Origin of the sequence: Streptomyces sp. ActVer, assembly GCF_027270795.1 — a bacterium.
Classification (GTDB): domain Bacteria; phylum Actinomycetota; class Actinomycetes; order Streptomycetales; family Streptomycetaceae; genus Streptomyces; species Streptomyces umbrinus_A.
The window spans coordinates 1-15,670 of sequence record NZ_JAPWHT010000051.1; the positions used below are offsets into that span (position 1 = coordinate 1).

The 15,670-nt window shown below is 70.7% G+C and carries 14 protein-coding genes and 1 pseudogene; 8 read left to right on the top strand and 7 right to left on the bottom strand.

Annotation, left to right across the window (positions count from 1 at the left end; all coding sequences use genetic code 11):
* Nucleotides 1-1,801, top strand: a 1,801-nt coding sequence (locus tag O3Q52_RS11415) for a recombinase family protein (RefSeq protein WP_269648672.1), incomplete at its 5' end; no start/stop codon positions are given.
* Here the strand turns inward: O3Q52_RS11415 and O3Q52_RS11420 are convergent.
* Together O3Q52_RS11420 and O3Q52_RS11425 are read right to left on the bottom strand one after the other, a co-directional pair.
* Nucleotides 1,778-3,004: a hypothetical protein gene (locus O3Q52_RS11420; RefSeq protein WP_269648673.1), complete on the bottom strand. Its 1,227-nt coding sequence runs from the start codon at nt 3,002-3,004 to the stop codon at nt 1,778-1,780. The two genes, O3Q52_RS11415 and O3Q52_RS11420, sit on opposite strands and share 24 nt — an antisense overlap.
* The gene (locus O3Q52_RS11425; protein ID WP_269648674.1) at nt 2,976-3,671 is read right to left on the bottom strand and encodes a TnsA-like heteromeric transposase endonuclease subunit; all 696 of its coding nucleotides are present in this window, start codon (nt 3,669-3,671) and stop codon (nt 2,976-2,978) included. Before O3Q52_RS11425 ends, O3Q52_RS11420 begins: the two co-directional genes overlap by 29 nt.
* Before the next feature lie 346 nt (nt 3,672-4,017).
* Between O3Q52_RS11425 and O3Q52_RS11430 the strand changes: the two genes are divergently transcribed.
* From O3Q52_RS11430 to O3Q52_RS11440, 3 genes are all read left to right on the top strand, one after another.
* Nucleotides 4,018-4,620, top strand: a complete 603-nt coding sequence (locus O3Q52_RS11430; protein WP_269648675.1) for a helix-turn-helix domain-containing protein — start codon at nt 4,018-4,020, stop codon at nt 4,618-4,620.
* A 137-nt stretch (nt 4,621-4,757) separates the two neighbouring features.
* Nucleotides 4,758-5,348: a hypothetical protein gene (locus O3Q52_RS11435; protein ID WP_269648676.1), complete on the top strand. Its 591-nt coding sequence runs from the start codon at nt 4,758-4,760 to the stop codon at nt 5,346-5,348.
* A 142-nt stretch (nt 5,349-5,490) separates the two neighbouring features.
* The gene (locus O3Q52_RS11440; protein WP_269648677.1) at nt 5,491-5,829 is read left to right on the top strand and encodes a DUF2516 family protein; all 339 of its coding nucleotides are present in this window, start codon (nt 5,491-5,493) and stop codon (nt 5,827-5,829) included.
* Between the two features lie 153 nt (nt 5,830-5,982).
* On the opposite strand, the gene O3Q52_RS11445 is transcribed toward O3Q52_RS11440, so the two are convergent.
* The 3 genes from O3Q52_RS11445 to O3Q52_RS11455 all read right to left on the bottom strand — a co-directional run bounded on the left by O3Q52_RS11445 (nt 5,983) and on the right by O3Q52_RS11455 (nt 10,165).
* Nucleotides 5,983-7,434 (bottom strand): PP2C family protein-serine/threonine phosphatase, encoded by a 1,452-nt coding sequence (locus tag O3Q52_RS11445; RefSeq protein WP_269648678.1) that lies wholly within the window; start codon nt 7,432-7,434, stop codon nt 5,983-5,985.
* A 590-nt stretch (nt 7,435-8,024) separates the two neighbouring features.
* Nucleotides 8,025-9,110, bottom strand: a complete 1,086-nt coding sequence (locus O3Q52_RS11450) for an NlpC/P60 family protein (RefSeq protein WP_269648679.1) — start codon at nt 9,108-9,110, stop codon at nt 8,025-8,027.
* 245 nt (nt 9,111-9,355) lie between these two features.
* A complete protein-coding gene (locus O3Q52_RS11455; RefSeq protein ID WP_269648680.1) occupies nt 9,356-10,165 on the bottom strand; it encodes a class I SAM-dependent methyltransferase in 810 nt (269 codons plus the stop codon).
* Nucleotides 10,166-10,580: 415 nt separating this feature from the next.
* Here O3Q52_RS11455 and mshA point away from each other — a divergent pair, with 415 nt between their 5' ends.
* The 3 genes and pseudogenes from mshA to O3Q52_RS11470 all read left to right on the top strand — a co-directional run.
* The gene (mshA, locus tag O3Q52_RS11460) at nt 10,581-11,918 is read left to right on the top strand and encodes a D-inositol-3-phosphate glycosyltransferase (RefSeq protein WP_269648681.1); all 1,338 of its coding nucleotides are present in this window, start codon (nt 10,581-10,583) and stop codon (nt 11,916-11,918) included.
* On the top strand, nt 11,911-12,411 hold the full coding sequence (locus tag O3Q52_RS11465; protein WP_269648682.1) for a YbjN domain-containing protein: 501 nt from the start codon (nt 11,911-11,913) through the stop codon (nt 12,409-12,411). The genes mshA and O3Q52_RS11465 overlap by 8 nt, the downstream gene beginning before the upstream one ends.
* A gap of 92 nt (nt 12,412-12,503) precedes the next feature.
* Nucleotides 12,504-13,061: pseudogene (locus O3Q52_RS11470) on the top strand (hypothetical protein); the annotation flags it as partial.
* On the opposite strand, the gene O3Q52_RS11475 reads toward O3Q52_RS11470, so the two are convergent.
* Nucleotides 13,048-13,848 carry an AraC family transcriptional regulator gene (locus tag O3Q52_RS11475; RefSeq protein ID WP_269648683.1) on the bottom strand — a complete coding sequence of 267 codons (801 nt, stop codon included), beginning with the start codon at nt 13,846-13,848 and terminating at the stop codon, nt 13,048-13,050. The pseudogene O3Q52_RS11470 and the gene O3Q52_RS11475 sit on opposite strands and share 14 nt — an antisense overlap.
* Nucleotides 13,849-13,897: 49 nt before the next feature.
* Between O3Q52_RS11475 and O3Q52_RS11480 the strand changes: the two genes are divergently transcribed.
* Nucleotides 13,898-14,353: a DUF2000 domain-containing protein gene (locus tag O3Q52_RS11480; RefSeq protein WP_269648684.1), complete on the top strand. Its 456-nt coding sequence runs from the start codon at nt 13,898-13,900 to the stop codon at nt 14,351-14,353.
* A gap of 32 nt (nt 14,354-14,385) precedes the next feature.
* Here O3Q52_RS11480 and O3Q52_RS11485 read toward each other — a convergent pair whose 3' ends face one another.
* Nucleotides 14,386-15,666: an MFS transporter gene (locus O3Q52_RS11485; RefSeq protein ID WP_269648686.1), complete on the bottom strand. Its 1,281-nt coding sequence runs from the start codon at nt 15,664-15,666 to the stop codon at nt 14,386-14,388.
* Between the last annotated feature and the right edge of the window lie 4 nt (nt 15,667-15,670).

The following is a 15,670-nucleotide window of genomic DNA, read 5'->3' on the forward strand; positions in this document are numbered from 1 at the left end:
GGTCTCCCGCCTGGCACGCAACAGCACCGACTGGCACCGGCTGCTGGAGATCTGCGCGATGTCCGGGACACTGATCCTGGACGAGGACGGCCTCTACAACCCCTGCGACTTCAACGACCGCCTGCTGCTCGGACTCAAAGGGACCATGTCCGAGGCGGAACTGCACCTGCTCAAGGCGCGTCTGCGGGGCGGCCAGCTGTCGAAGGCCCGGCGCGGGGAACTGGTCCAGCCACTGCCGATCGGCCTGGTCTACGACGGCGCCGGAAAGGTCGTCCTCGACCCGGACACCGCGATCCAGCAGGCGATCCGCACCGTGTTCACGCTGTTCGACACCACAGGCTCGGCCACCGGCGTGGTCAAGGCGTTCAACCACGACCGCCTCACTCTGCCGCGGCGGATCCAGTCCGGCCCGGACAAGGGCAAGGTCGTCTGGATGCCGATCGCGCACTCCAGAGTGCTGCAGATCCTGCACAACCCGCGCTATGCCGGGGCCTTCGTCTATGGCCGCCACCAGCACAAACCCACAGCGAGCGGGAAGAGCGCACCGGTTTTGCAGCCACGCGAGCAGTGGATCGCACTGTTCCCCGACGCCCACGCCGGCTACATCTCCTTCGACAAGTACGAGGCCAATGAGGCCAAGCTGACCTCGAACGCCGTCGCTTATGGCAAGGACCGCCGCCACGGACCGGCCCGAGAGGGCCCGGCTCTGCTCCAGGGCATGACCCTGTGCGGGATCTGCGGACGCCGGATGACCGTGCGCTACCACCACCGCAAACACGGCCTGGAGCCGGAGTACGTCTGCCAGGCCAAGGGCATCGAGTACGGCAACCCGATCTGCCAGCGCGTGCACGGCGCCGTCGTCGACAACGCGGTCGGCCGCCTCCTCATCGAGGCGCTGACTCCGCACGCGATCAGCGCCGCCCTCGCGGTCGCCGACGAACTCGCCGCCCGCGCCGACGAGGCCGAGCGACTACGAGCCGCTGGTGTCGAACGCGCCCAGTATCAGGTCGATTTGGCCCGCCGCCGCTACCTCGCCGTCGATCCTGACAACCGGCTCGTGGCCGGCAGTCTGGAAGCCGACTGGAACACCGCCCTGCGCGAACTCACCCAGGTCCGCGAAACGTACGAGAGAGCCAAGAACAATGGCGGAGGCATCCTCGACGGCGCCCAGAAGGCCCGGATCACCGCCCTGGCCGGAGACTTCCCCGCCCTCTGGAACGACCCCGACACCCCGATGCGGGAACGGAAGCGCCTGGTCAGACTGCTGGTCGCAGACGTCACCCTGGTCCGGGCCGACCAGATCACCGTCCACGTCCGGCTGACCGGCGGCCAGGAGCACACCATGACCATGCCCGTCCCGCTGGCCTCCTGGCAGGTCCGGCAGACCCCGCCCGAGGTCGTCGCGGCCATCGACGAACTCCTCGACGATCACACCGACGGCCAGATCGCCGCCATCCTCACCGAACGCGGCCACGTCAGCGGCACCGGACACGCACTCCGGCCCACGATCGTCCGGCACATCCGGAACAGGTACGGCCTGCGCAGTCACCCTCAACGACTTGCGGACCAGGGCATGTTGAGCCTGCGCGAGATCGCCCGACGGCTCGGCATCGGCCTCAACACCGTCCAGATCTGGCGGAACAACGGCCTGCTGACCGGCCGCGTCGCCAACGACAAGGGCGAGTACCTCTACTTCCCGCCGCCACCCGACCTCGCCCGGCCACGGATCGGACGGCCACCGGGACCACGACCAGCACCAGCTGGAACACCCACCGAATCAGCCCAAGGAGGCGCAGTATGAACCCCGAGGTTTGTCGGTAGGGGTATCCGGGTGGCAGGGCTGGAAGTCCAGGCCCAGAGACCGGCAGGCCGTCCGGAAGGTGTCGGAGAGATATGCCTTGCCGCGGTCGCAGACGATCGTTTCGGGGGTGATGACCGGGACGGCCGCGGCCTTGGCCAGCCGCTCGTCCAGCGCCATGAGCGAGGCGTGCGGCAGAACCGACCGCGACATGCGAAGCGCGTCCGCCCAGCCCGGCCGCATCGGTTCCGGGGTCATCGCCCGCGCCAGCAGCAGGGCGGCGTCGACCGCTTTCGTCGAAGGCCGCAGCACGGCTGCCGCGAGCGTCCTCGTCGCGATGTCCACGACGCCTGTCAGCTCCACCGTGTCCACCGTGCCGTCGTCATGAACGACCAGGACATCGAGCGGAGTCGAATCGATCTCCATCACCTCGCCGGGCCGGACTGCGGTGAGCTGTCCGAACATGCCGTCCGGCTGCTTGGCCAGCGAGCGCCGGGTGCGGGCCGAGCCCAGGGTGTGCCGGCCGGATGTGACCGCCGACAGGAGCCGGTAGAACGTCGCCCGCGACGGCAGCGGGACTCCGGGGCCGTGTTCGGCCTCCACCAGCCGTTCCATCCGGCGCCGCAGCACCTGTGCGGAGACGGTTGACCGGCCGGTCTGGTCGTCCACCACCCGCCGCAGGGCCTCGACAACCCGCCGGTCAGCTCGGCCTGTGCTATCCGGAGCCGTCCGCAGCCGCGGGTCGACCAGGCCGAGAACCCCTTCTCGCTCGAAGCGGGCCCGCATGTCCTGCAACACCGTGAGCGACACCGCCGTCCCGGCCTCCGCCAGCTCGGCGGCCTTGGCGAGTTCCCGCTGCCGCAGCGACTTCACCGCCGGGTCGTACTCGGGCCTCACCGGCCCGTCCGGAGCATGGGCCGGGCGGCCGGTGAGCAACTCCACCAGATGCCGCTGCCACCACTCGGCCCGCTCCACCGCCTTGCCCGGCAACCCCTCCAGCACCCCGGCGGCGGGAACCGTCATGCGCGGCGAGGCCGCCGTGACCACCACGAACCCGTCGGAGGCAAGCAGATGCGGCAACAGCACCACGCTCGCCGACCCGTTCTCGTCGACGAGCCGGACCGTGGTCCCCTCCAGGGCCGCCACCGTATGCAGGCGTTCATCGAACCGGACGGCATCACCCACCCGCAGCAATCGCGGACGCATCGGCATAGCCACCTCCCATGCTCGCGTCGGACAGCCGGACCGTCGCCCCCGCCGACAGCAGAGCCGTTTCCAGGTCAGCGGAGAACACCTGGCGCCAGAGCAGGTGATAGAGCACCGGAAGCACCGCGATCGGGTCGCCGACCCTGCGAACCCCTTCCAACAGCGGGGCGTCCTCGGAGAACACCGCCATCAGGCGGGCGGCGACGTCCGGGCGGTGCACCCGCGGATGCCGGTAGCCGGCAAGCCACCGCGCGTTCGCCATCAGCACCGCATCCGGGGCTCCGACCCGCAGGAAATCCCAGCCCACCAGCGAACAGGCCGCAGCCGTCGCGGCGAACTTCACCGCATCACACGGCTCGATCCGATCATCGGGGCGGACATCAACCACCAGTCCGGTCCCGTCCGCGCGACGTACGAAGAAATCCGGCGTGTGCCGCACCTGCTTCCCCTCCGGGTCCGTCCACGTCAGCCGGAACGGTTGCGAGGCCATCCCCGTCACCAACGGATCGAAGTCCAGCAGCACCAGCCGGTCCCGCTCCAGCCACGACTCGAACCCCACGTGATCGCCGCAGGTCGCCGACCAATACCAGCCGCACCAGTTGCCCTGACCTCGAAATACCGGGAAACGCCGCTCAGGCGGCACGTCCTCGAACCGGACCGGCCACAACTCGCCCAGCGTGCCCCGCCGCCGTACGCCTGCCGTGGTGGCGTACTCGACCTCGAAGTCCTCCGCGGACTCCGGAACCTGTCCATGCTCCGCCACCCCGGCCTCCGGTACGACGCTGACCAGACGCTACGACCGTAGAAGCGCCGGACCCGCCGTACCTGGAGAAGACTGAGACACTCCACAACTTGCCCGGACATGACCGAGACACCCACTCACATGCCCGGAGATCTCCGAGACTGCCCGGACATCGCAGAGACAGGACAGCAGTGCTCGGACGCAAGTGGCGTGGCGCACTTTTGCAAGCATGTGCTTGCAATAGTTAGCGGGGGTGGTGCAGGGTAGGGGCATGGCATCGCTCAACGTCGGCAATCTCGGTGAGTATCTGCGTGAACAGCGGCGCAACGCGCAGCTGTCCCTGCGGCAGCTCGCCGAGGCCGCCGGGGTGTCCAATCCGTATCTGAGCCAGATCGAGCGCGGGCTGCGCAAGCCGAGCGCGGAGGTGTTGCAGCAGGTCGCCAAGGCCCTGCGGATCTCCGCCGAGACGCTGTACGTCCGTGCCGGGATCCTCGACGCCGAGCGGGACCGGGACGAGGTGGAGACGCGTGCCGTCATCCTCGCCGACCCGACGCTCAACGAGCGGCAGAAGCAGGTGCTGCTCCAGATCTACGAGTCCTTCCGCAAGGAGAACGGGTTCGAGATCGAGGTCGGGATCAAGGCGGTCGAGGAGGCTCTGGGTGTCCCCGGTGCGGCAGGCGCACCGGATGCGACCGGCACGACCGGCGTAACGGACGTGACGGATGACCCGGACACCGTCGTTGACAGGGCCCGCACGGCAGCCGACGGCAGCGATGCCGGGGCGAACGACCCGCACGACCTGTACGACCCGCAGGACAAGAACGACCCGCAGGACAGGAAAGACCCTCAAGACCAGCAGTCCTCCGCGAGCTGACCGGGCACGTCATGACGAGCACGGCGTGGCCAGTAAGGCACGGCCGGGCACGGCATGGACGGCCCGGCCGGCGGCGGAGTACCGCACCACGAAACCCTCACGCTTCAAGCACTAGCGATTCCGGGAGGACCATCGCCATGGCCATCACCGACGACCTGCGCAAGACCTTCAGCGACCCGACCCCGCTCTACTTCGCCGCCGGCACCGCCGACCTGGCCATCCAGCAGGCCAAGAAGGTGCCCGGCATCGTCGAGCAGCTTCGTGCCGAGGCGCCCGCTCGCATCGACGCCGTACGCGGCATCGACCCGAACGAGGTCCAGGAGAAGGCCACCGCCCGCGCCAAGGAGGCGCAGGAGACCATTCAGACCAAGGTGAACGAGTTCATCGGCACCCTGGACACCGACCTGAAGAAGATCGGTGAGACGGCTCAGGACTTCGCCCTCCGCGGTGTCGGCGTGGCCGCCGAGTACGCCGTGAAGGCCCGCGAGACGTACGAGAAGGTCGCCGAGCGCGGCGAGCAGACCGTGAAGACCTGGCGCGGCGAGGCCGCCGAGGAGATCGAGGAACTGGCCGTGGCCGTCGAGCCGAAGCCGGAGCCGGTCGCGGTCAAGGACGAGAAGCCCGCCGAGGCCAAGGCCGAGCCCGCCCCGGCGAAGAAGACCGCGGCGAAGAAGGCCCCGGCGGCCCGCAAGACCACCGCGAAGAAGACCACGCCGCCCGCGAAGTAGGCGCGGCGCCGCCGCCGGGTCAACGGCGGCAGGGTGTTACGAGAACGGGTCGGGGACTCCGGGCACTATCGGAGTCCCCGACCCGTTCTGCGGGTACGGTGACCGCGTAGGGACGAGGACTCGAATCGGGTAGGTGGGCCAAGTGCTGTTGACCGCGTTCGGCGGCTTCATGTCGCTGATCTTCCTCGGCATGCTGGTGCTCGCGGTGGTGGCGCTGGTGATGGCGGGCCTGGCGCGCGACGACGCGTACCGCGCCGCGAACAAGCAGAGCAAGATGTTCTGGCTGATCATCCTGGGCGTCACGGTGGCCGTGAATCTGCTGGTCCCGATGGTCTTCCTGCAGATCGCCGGCCTCATCGCCACGATCGTCTTCTTCGTCGACGTCCGGCCCGCGCTCAGGCAGGTCTCGGGCGGCGGAGGCGGCCGCCGAGGCGGAAGCAGCAGCGACGGCCCGTACGGCCCGTACAACGGCGGCCGCTGAGCTCCGGCCCACTTTCCAGCCGCCGCGCACCAGCGCCCTTCAGGGGCGCGGGGAACTGCGCGACCAGCCACGGACGGCCCGCAGGTACTGACGCGACCGGCCACGTTCGGCCCGCAGGCACTGAACGGCGCCACCCAGCGGAGCGCGCCGCGGCTAAGCCACCCGATCCAGCAGCAGCACGGCCACGTCGTCCGTCAGCTCTCCGCCATTGAGGTCCCGGACCTCGTTCACGGCGGCCCGCAGCAGTTCCTCGCCCCGCAGCCCCTGCGCCAACTGGCGGCGGACCATGTCCACCATCCCGTCCTGGCCGAGCCGCTCCCGGCCCTCGCCGGTCCGGCCCTCGATCAGGCCGTCCGTGTAGAGCATCAGACTCCACTCGCCGCCCAGCTCCACCTGCTGGCGCGGCCAGCGGGCGTTCGGCAGCAGGCCCAGCGCCGGGCCGCCGTTCTCGTACGGCAGCAGCTCGGCGACGGGAGGAGCCGGCTCCCCGGCACCGTCCGCGCCGATGGCGGCGCGCGAGCGGGCGGGGCGCGAGATGAGCGGGGCCGGGTGACCGGCCAGGCACAGGCCCGCGCGGCGGCCGTCCGGCGCGATGTCCACCGTGCAGAGCGTCGCGAAGATCTCGTCGTTGTCGCGCTCGTGCTCCAGGACCTGCTGGAGCGTGGAGAGCAGCTCGTCGCCGCACAGGCCCGCCAGTGTCAGCGCGCGCCAGGCGATCCGAAGCTCCACGCCGAGCGCGGCCTCGTCGGGGCCGTGACCGCAGACGTCGCCGATCATGGCGTGCACGGTGCCGTCGGGGGTGCGGACGGTGTCGTAGAAGTCGCCGCCGAGCAGCGCGCGCGAGCGGCCGGGCCGGTAGCGCGCGGCGAACCGCAGTGAGGAGCCCTCAAGGAGGGGCGTGGGCAGCAGGCCGCGCTCAAGACGCGCGTTCTCCTGGGCGCGCAGCTTGGACTCGGTGAGCCGTCGCTCGGCCGTGTCGGAACGCTTTCGCTCCACCGCGTAGCGGATCGCGCGGCTCAGCAGCCGGCTGTCCAGCTCGTCGCGGAAGAGGTAGTCCTGGGCGCCGACGCGCACCGCCTCGGCGCCGTGCTCGGCGTCCTCGGACGCGGTGAGCGCGAGGACGGCGTGCCGCGGCGCGAGCCGCAGCACGTGCTTGAGCGTGGCCAGCTCGTCCTCCGGCCCGATGTCGGCGGCCGTCCGGCCGCCGGTCGTCAGCGCGAGGTCGAGCAGGATGCACTGGACGTCGTCGGTCAGCAGCCGCTCGGCCTCGGTGAGGTTGCGGGCGGTACGGACACGTATGGGCTTGCCGGCCGAGTCCAGGAGTGTGGGCACGTTCAGCGAGCCGGCCGGGTCGTCCTCGATCACGAGCAGCGTCAGCGGGGCCGTGCCGGTCTGGGCACTGCCGTTGTGGAGGCCGCCGTGGTGGGCGTCGCCTCCGTGGCCGGTGTCGCCGCAGGTGTCGCGGCTCGTCGAGGGCGGCGCCTGGCCGGGCATGGCGCCGGGTGCGGGCACGGCCTGAGCCGGTCCGCCGGTTGAGGACGCGGCGCGAGCCTGACCACCTTCCACGGCGGGGATCGCTCTCTGCCGCGGTACGGGTACGGGCATCGTCTGGGTTCCTTCCCTCCCCCCGAGGGCATGGCGGACCGAGGGGTCTCGGTCCACCGACGGGGACCATAGCGTCAGCCGCCGCCACAAAGGAATGGCGGAGGCCAGGGCACGTCCAAAACAGCCACCGTCATATGCCGCATCCCGTATCGCAATTGGGCAGGATGCGCTCTTGCCCGGGATGACGTACATCACGCCCCGGGGGTTGCCGGGCAGCCCGGAACGTGCCGCGCATCACGTGCGACAGGTCACGCCGGTGGCGGCACCAAAGCGACCAAGTGTCACTTGTCGGGACGTACGACCCCGGTGGGCGCTCCGGGGCGGGTACCTGGTCGGGGCCGACGGGTGAGCGCTCCGGGTCGTGTGCCCGGTCCGGGTCGACGGTGAGCGTCCCCGGCCGGTCGTCCGGCCCGGGTGGACCGGCGGTGTCGCCGACGGACCGATGACGTCACGTGCGGACCGGCGGTGTCGCCGACGGACCGATGACGTCACGTGCGGACTGGCGATGTCACCGGCGGGCCGATGGCGTCACCGGTGGACCGGCGGTGACGCCGGCGCACTGGTGGCACCGCGCCCGCGGCCCGGTGGTGTCACTGCTCGGGGCGTACGACCCCGAGTATCGGCATCGATCCCGCTCCCGCGATCGTCACCGTACGTCCCGGGCGGGGGGAGTGGATGATCGCGCCGTCGCCTATGTAGATGGCGACATGGCTGGCGTCCGAGTTGTAGACGATGAGGTCGCCCGGGCGCATGGCCTCGACGGCGATGCGGTCGAGCTGCTTCCACTGCTCCTGGGACGTGCGCGGGATGCCCTGCCCGGCCGCCGCCCACGCCTGTGAGGTCAGGCCCGAGCAGTCGAACGTGTTGGGCCCCTCGGCGCCCCATTCGTACGGCTTGCCGAGCTGCTTCGTCGCGTACTCCACGGCCTTCTTGCCCTGGGCCGACGCCTTGCCGCTGATCTCGTCGAGGACGCCGGAGCCCAGCCAGGCCGACTGCGCCTTGTACGCGGCCTGCTGCTCCAGCTTTGCCAGGCGCTGCTTCTCTTCCTTCTCCAACTGCGACTCGAGCTTCTCGGCGGCGGCGATCTGCTTCTTGACCTTCTTCTTGGCCTTCTCCTTCGCCTCGCGGTTGGACTCCAGCTTCTTCCACTGGGCCGCCGCGTCGCGCGCGTACTGCTCCAAGTCCTCCTGGGTGCGCTTCATTTCGGCGAGCAGGCCCTTGGTCGCCTGGGCGCCCTCGCGGATCCGGCCCGCGCCGTCCAGGAACTCGGCCGGGTCGTCGCTGAGCATCAGCCGGGCCTCGTCCGGCAGTCCGCCGCTGCGGTACTGGGCGCGGGCCGCGGCGCCCGCGCGGTCCTTCAGGTGGTCGAGGCGCGCCTGCCCCTCGACGATCGAACGGGCCAGCCCGACGATCTGGGTCGACTGCTCCTCGGCCCGCTCCTCCGCGAGGTTGTACGCGTCCGTGGCGACGGCCGCGTCGTGGTAGAGCGTGTCCAGCTTCTTGCGGACCGCTTCAAGGTCCTTGGTGCTCGCGGGCGTTGAGCTCCGAGGCGGCGTCGGAGTCGGCGTGGGGGTCGGAGTCGGGGCCGCGAAGGCCACTCCCGGCGCGGACAGGATGGTTGCCGCGCAGGCCAGGGCCATGGCCGTAGTGGTCAGGCTCCGCTTGCCGGTTCCCATGGACCAACCCCCAAGTTGATTTACCGTCAGTAACTTACGAAGGCCTCGGGGATCGTGCCATGTCGGCGCGCAATGTGACAGAGGCGGGCAGGAACTCCCTCCGCTGTACCGCCCGTTCCCCACCCCTCACTGCCCACTCGGCGATGATCTCCCGCGCGTTCCCCGCCAATGTGACGAACGACTCACCGAGATCGTTCCCGCCGTGTGACGGCTCCGCCGAACTCACGTCCGTCGGCTCGGCCGGCCTACGAGCGAGGTGCCAACGCCTCCCAGCGCACAGTCACTTCGCCCTGCCGCCAGCGCGCCGCCCCGTCCGTGACCGGCCAGTCCGCCGTCAGATCGCGCACGGCCCGGATCCAGCGCTGTCGGGCGCCGTACGAGGCGTACGGCGCCGCGGCCGCCCAGGCCCGGTCGAAATCGCGGAGGAAGGCGTGCACCGGTTCGCCCGGGACGTTGCGGTGGATGAGGGCCTTGGGGAGGCGTTCGGCCAGGTCGGACGGGCGCTCCAGAGAACCGAGGCGGGTGGCGAACGTGACGGTCCGCGGGCCCTCGGGGCCGAGCGCGACCCACACATGCCGACGGCCGATCTCGTCGCACGTGCCCTCGACGAGGAGCCCGCCCCGCGAGCCGGCGCCCGCCGGAGCGAGGCGGGCGCACAGTCGCGCCCAGACCTCGGCGACCTCCGCCTCCTCGTACTGCCGCAGCACGTTCGCCGCGCGGATCAGCGACGGCCGCTCCGGCAGGGGGATCTCGAAACCGCCGTGCCGGAATTCCAGCCCCTCGCGTTCGTACGGCTTCGCGGCCGCGACCCGGGCCGGGTCGATCTCCACGCCGACCACGCGGGTGCGGGGGGCCGTGGTACGGAGGCGCTGGAGGAGCTCCACCGCCGTCCAGGGGGCCGCGCCGTATCCGAGATCCACGGCCACGGGGGCATCCGACCTGCGCAGTTCGGCCCCGTGGGTCGTCGCGATCCAGCGGTCCATGCGGCGGAGGCGGTTGGGGTTGGTGGTACCGCGCGTCACCGTCCCGACGGGGGTCGCTGCGCGGGCTTTCATGGGGGTAAGGGTAGGCGGTGCGGGTGCCTGCGGCGCCGGGTTGGGTTGTGTGTGCGGGTTCGTCGTGGCTGGTCGCGCAGTTCCCCGCGCCCCCGAAGGGGCGCGGGGAACCGCGCAGTCTTTTGGGGGTTCGGGGGCGGAGCCCCTGAGTCAGGGACGATGGGGGTCCCCCCGCTCGAGCGAAGCCGAGAGTGGGGGAGGGTAGGGGTGGCGGGGGCGAGGAAAAGCGGCGCCCACCCGCATCCCTCCCACGCAACACACCATCGAACGGTTGAGCGACCCCCGGCAATGATTCGGCAAAGAGGAAATGGAGCAGAGTGCTCCGGCGTTCAAGCAGCTGGAGGGCGTTTCACGTCCTCCGTCAGGCATGCCCGCAACACGGTCAGAGCAAGTCCGCAGCAAGGAGGAACGCCACGTGAGCCAGTACGTGAGCAGGCTCGGGCGCCGCTCCCCGGCGGCCCCTTCGAGGCTCAGGCTGCACCGCCGGCCCCGCCGCGTCGCGATGCTCTCCGTGCACACCTCACCACTGCACCAGCCGGGCACCGGCGACGCGGGCGGCATGAACGTCTACATCGTGGAGCTGGCCCAGCGCCTCGCCGCGATCAACATCGAGGTCGAGATCTTCACGCGCGCGACGACCGGGGCCCTGCCGCCCAAGGTGGAACTCGCGCCCGGAGTCCTCGTACGGCATGTGGACGCGGGCCCGTACGAGGGGCTCGCCAAGGAGGATCTGCCTGCCCAGCTCTGTGCCTTCACGCACGGGGTCATGCAGGCCTGGGCCGGTCACCGGCCCGGCTACTACGACCTGGTGCACTCGCACTACTGGCTCTCCGGCCACGTCGGCTGGCTGGCCGCCGAACGCTGGGGCGCCCCCCTGGTGCACGCGATGCACACCATGGCGAAGGTCAAGAACGCCGCCCTGGCCGACGGCGACACCCCCGAGCCGGCCGCCCGGGTCATCGGCGAGACGCAGATCGTGCGCGCCGCCGACCGCCTCATCGCCAACACCTCCGAAGAGGCCGACGAGCTCGTACGGCACTACGAGGCCGAGCCCGACAAGGTCGCGGTCGTCCACCCGGGCGTGAACCTCGACCGGTTCCGCCCCGCCGACGGACGCGCCGCCGCGCGCGACCGGCTCGGCCTGCCGCAGGACGCCCTGATACCGCTCTTCGCCGGTCGCATCCAGCCCCTGAAGGCCCCTGACGTGCTGCTGCGCGCGGTCGCCGTCCTCCTGGACGAGCGGCCCGAGCTCCGCTCGAACATCGTGGTGCCCATCGTGGGCGGCCCGAGCGGCAGCGGCCTCGCCAAGCCCGAGGGCCTGCAGAAGCTCGCCGCCCGGCTCGGCATCGCCGACGTCGTACGGTTCCGGCCGCCGGTCGGACAGGAGCAGCTCGCCGACTGGTTCCGGGCCGCGTCCGTCCTCGTGATGCCCTCCTACAGCGAGTCCTTCGGGCTCGTCGCCATAGAGGCACAGGCGGCGGGGACACCGGTGCTCGCGGCCGCGGTGGGCGGTCTGCCCGTCGCGGTGCGGCACAAGGAGACCGGCTTCTTGGTCCCGGGCCACAATCCCGTCGACTACGCGCGCGTGCTGCGCGATTTCGCCGACAACCGGGCGCTCCCGGACCGGATGGGCGCGGCCGCCGCCTGGCACGCCAAGTCCTTCGGCTGGGACACCTCCGCCGCCGCCACGGCGGACGTCTACACGGCGGCGATGCACGAGCACCGCCGTCACGTACGCTCCCACCATGGCTGATGTGGAGAGCGCGGCGGGGACCGTCGAGGAGGTCCTGAAGGACGCCGAGATCGAGTGGGAGAGCCCGCAGCCCGGCCACTTCGTGGTGAAGCTGCCCGGTACGCGCAAGCTGTCCACGACCGTCTCGCTGATCGTCGGCAGGCACTCCCTGTCGCTCAACGCCTTCGTCATCCGCCACCCGGACGAGAACGAGCCCGGAGTGCACCGCTGGCTCCTGGAGCGCAACCTCAAGCTTTACGGCGTGAGTTACGCGGTCGACCCCCTCGGCGACATCTATGTGGCGGGCAAGCTCCCGCTCGCCGCGGTCACCGCCGACGAGATCGACCGGCTGCTCGGCTCGGTCCTGGAGGCCGCCGACGGCAGCTTCAACACCCTCCTGGAGCTCGGTTTCGCCTCCGCGATCCGCAAGGAGTACGCCTGGCGGGTGTCGCGCGGCGAGTCAACGCGCAACCTCGATGCGTTCAGTCATCTGACTCTACGTTCGACCGACTGACCAACTGGTCCGTACTAACCCTCCATCAGCGCGCCCGTCAATCGACCGCTGCACGACCCTTTTCCCGTGCAGAGGTTGCATGTCATGCTCACACCCGGGTCGCGGGCCGGGGTACGCACCACCCGTACTTCTGCCGCGAGGGCTCGCACGACAACCTCGTCGAGGACTTCGTCATCGAGCAGCGCACGACCCCGGCCCCCGCGGGCACCCAGCTCCACGGCATCAACGTGGAGGGGCTGTCCTCGTACAACGTCTGGTCGCGCGGTGACATGCGCATGGGCACCTTCGACACCCACCGGGGCATGCCCTTCGCGAACGTCCGTACCGACATCACGGTCACCAACAACGGCCGTCACGGCGGCGATGCCGTCGCCGGACCGCTCTTCGGCGCCCGGTTCACCCACTGGAACATCCGCGTCACCAACGCCCGCGCCGGCCTGACGAGGATCGACGGCCTCGCCCCCTACAGCGCCACCGTCGGCATCAACGAGGTGACCGAGTTCGACCAGATCGACGTACCCGACTTCTCCGGAGACCTGCACTCCCGCCTGGAGCTCTACGGGACCTCGGGGACGGTGCGCCCGCGGAACCTGTACGAGGCTCAGCGCGAACTGGAGGTTCAGCCCGGGCCGGGGATCAGCGAGCGCTGAGGCGGTAGCGCCCCGGAGCCACCCCGACCAGCCGCTTGAAGTGCCGGGTCAGATGCGACTGGTCGTAGAAGCCGGTCTCCGCCGCCACCTCGCCCGGCGTACGGCCGTCGAGGAGGAGCCGACGGGCGCGGTCGACGCGGCGGGACATCATGTACTGGTGCGGGGCGATCCCGAAGGCACCGCTGAACGCCCGCACCAGGTGAGCGGGGTGGGCGTGCACCAGGCGCGCGGCCTCCTCCAGGTTCACACCCTGGAGGAGCCGCTCGTCGAGGAGTTCGCGCAGGTCGTGGGCGAGGGTGCGGTCGGGCCGACGTGGCGGGTCCTCCCCTGCCCGCGGGCGCAGATGGCCGCGCAGCCGCTCGCCGATCAGCGTCAGCCTGCTCTCCGCCTCCAGCTCGTCGCCGGGGTGGGCGAGGGCCGTGTGCAGCTGCCCGACGCGGCGGCGCAGTACGGGATCGACGAGGTCCGGGGTGTCCACCGCCGGGCCGATATAGGTCTCGTCGAGCCGGCTGAGGTCCAGGTACAGCACCCGCTTGCGGAAGCCGGACGGCGTGACCGGCGAGCCGTTGTGCGGGACGTGCGGCGGGAGCAGCGAGACCGTGTCGTGCGGGGTGCCGTGCTCGTGCCGGTCGAGGTCGTACCGCACGGCCCCGGCGTCCACGATCAGCAGCGTCCACGCGTCATGGACGTGCATCGGATACGCGTACTCCGTGAAATGGGCGTGGAACACCTCCACGACACCCGGTACGCGCGGGCGCCACGCGGAGACCTCACGCTGGGCGACCATGCAAAGAACGTACAAGACGAGGGCGTACGCGGCTCGGCAGTCTCAGTGCATGAACGCTGAACCCCTTCCCACGGAACCCGCCCGCGCCGAACCCGTCCGCTTCGACACCAAGATCGCCGTCCTGCTGCGGGAGGACCTGGAGCCCTGGCAGCGGCTGAACGTGACCGCGTTCCTCGTGAGCGGGATCGGGGCGTCCGTGCCCGAGGTGATCGGCGAGCCGTACGAGGACGCCGACGGGACCGGCTATCTGCCGATGTTCCGCCAGCCGGTCCTGGTCTTCGAGGGTACGAAGGAGACGCTGACGTCGGCCCACACAAAGGCCCTCTCCCGCGCCCTGCCTCGCGCCCTCTTCACCTCCGACCTGTTCACCACGGGCAACGACCGGGACAACCGGGCGGCGGTACGGGCCGTACCGACGGCGGAGCTGGATCTGGTGGGGCTCGCGGTGTACGGGCCGCGCAACGCGGTGGACAAGGTGCTCAAGGGGGCGCGGATGCACCCCTGAGGCGTACGGGGGATGCGTGGGGCGGGGCCGGCTTACGCCGCGCTGACCTCGGGCTTGGAGGTGGGGGGAAGAGGTGCCCCGGCGGCTTCCGGATCCTCCAGGTCGTGCTGGTCGTGCGTCGGCAGGTTGCGCATCAGGGCCCAGTACCCGCCCCCGGCGACCGTGCCGATCACCGCGCACGCGACCCACAGCCACTCCGCCCCGTACCGGTCGATGACGAAACCGGACATCAGGGGCGCGACGAGGGCGGCGACGGACCAGGACATGGTGTACATGCCCTGGTAGCGGCCGCGGCCGTGGGTGGGGGAGAGGCGGACGACGAGGCTGGTCTGGGTGGGCGCGTTGACGATCTCGGCGAGGGTCCAGACGCAGACCGTGAGCGCGAAGACGCCGACCGAGCCGGCGAAGGCGGTGAGCCCGAAGCCGTACCCGGCGAGGAGGGACGAGAGGACGAGCAGACGCCTCGGGTCCCGGTGCTGGATGAAGCGGGTGACGGGGATCTGGAGGACGACGATGAGGACGCCGTTGACCGCGATCGCCATGCCGTAGTCGGCGGGCGTGAACCCGGCCTCGCCCATCGCCACGGGCAGGCCCAGATACCCCTGCTGGAAGATCAGCGCGACGAGGAAGGACAGCCCGACGACGCTCATGAAGCGCCCGTCGCGCAGCACGGTCCCGAGTCCGGCCTCGGGTTCGTCGACGCCCTTGGACACCCGCTCGGGCCGGGACTCGGGCAGCTTCGCGAAGACGAGGATCGCGCAGATCATGGTCATCCCGGCCTCGATGAGGAAGCCGGCGAGGTAGCTGAACTCGGCGATGAACCCGGCCGCCATGGCGGAGACGGCGAACCCCAGGTTGATGGCCCAGTAGTTGAGGGAGAAGGCCCTGACGCGGTCCTCGGGCCGGACGATGTCGGCCATCATCGCCTGGACCGCGGGCCGGGAGGCGTTGCTGGCCATTCCCACCAGGAAGGCGACGGCGGCGATCGCGATCGGGTGGTGCACGAAGCCGAGCAGCGCGACGGAGACGGCGGTCGACGACTGGGCGACGAGGAGGGTGGGCCGCCGTCCGAGCCGGTCCGTCATGACGCCCGCGCCGAGGGAGGAGATGACTCCGCCGAGCCCGTGGAGCGCGGCGACCAGTCCGGCGTACGAGGCGGAGTAGCCGCGGTCGAGGGTGAGGTAGAGCGCCATGAAGGTCGCGACGAACGCGCCGAGCCGGTTCACGAGTGTGCTGGTCCACAGCCACCAGAACTCGCGGGGGAGACCGGAGACCGTCTCGCGCGTGACACGTCTCAGGGCGGCGGCGGTCATGGCG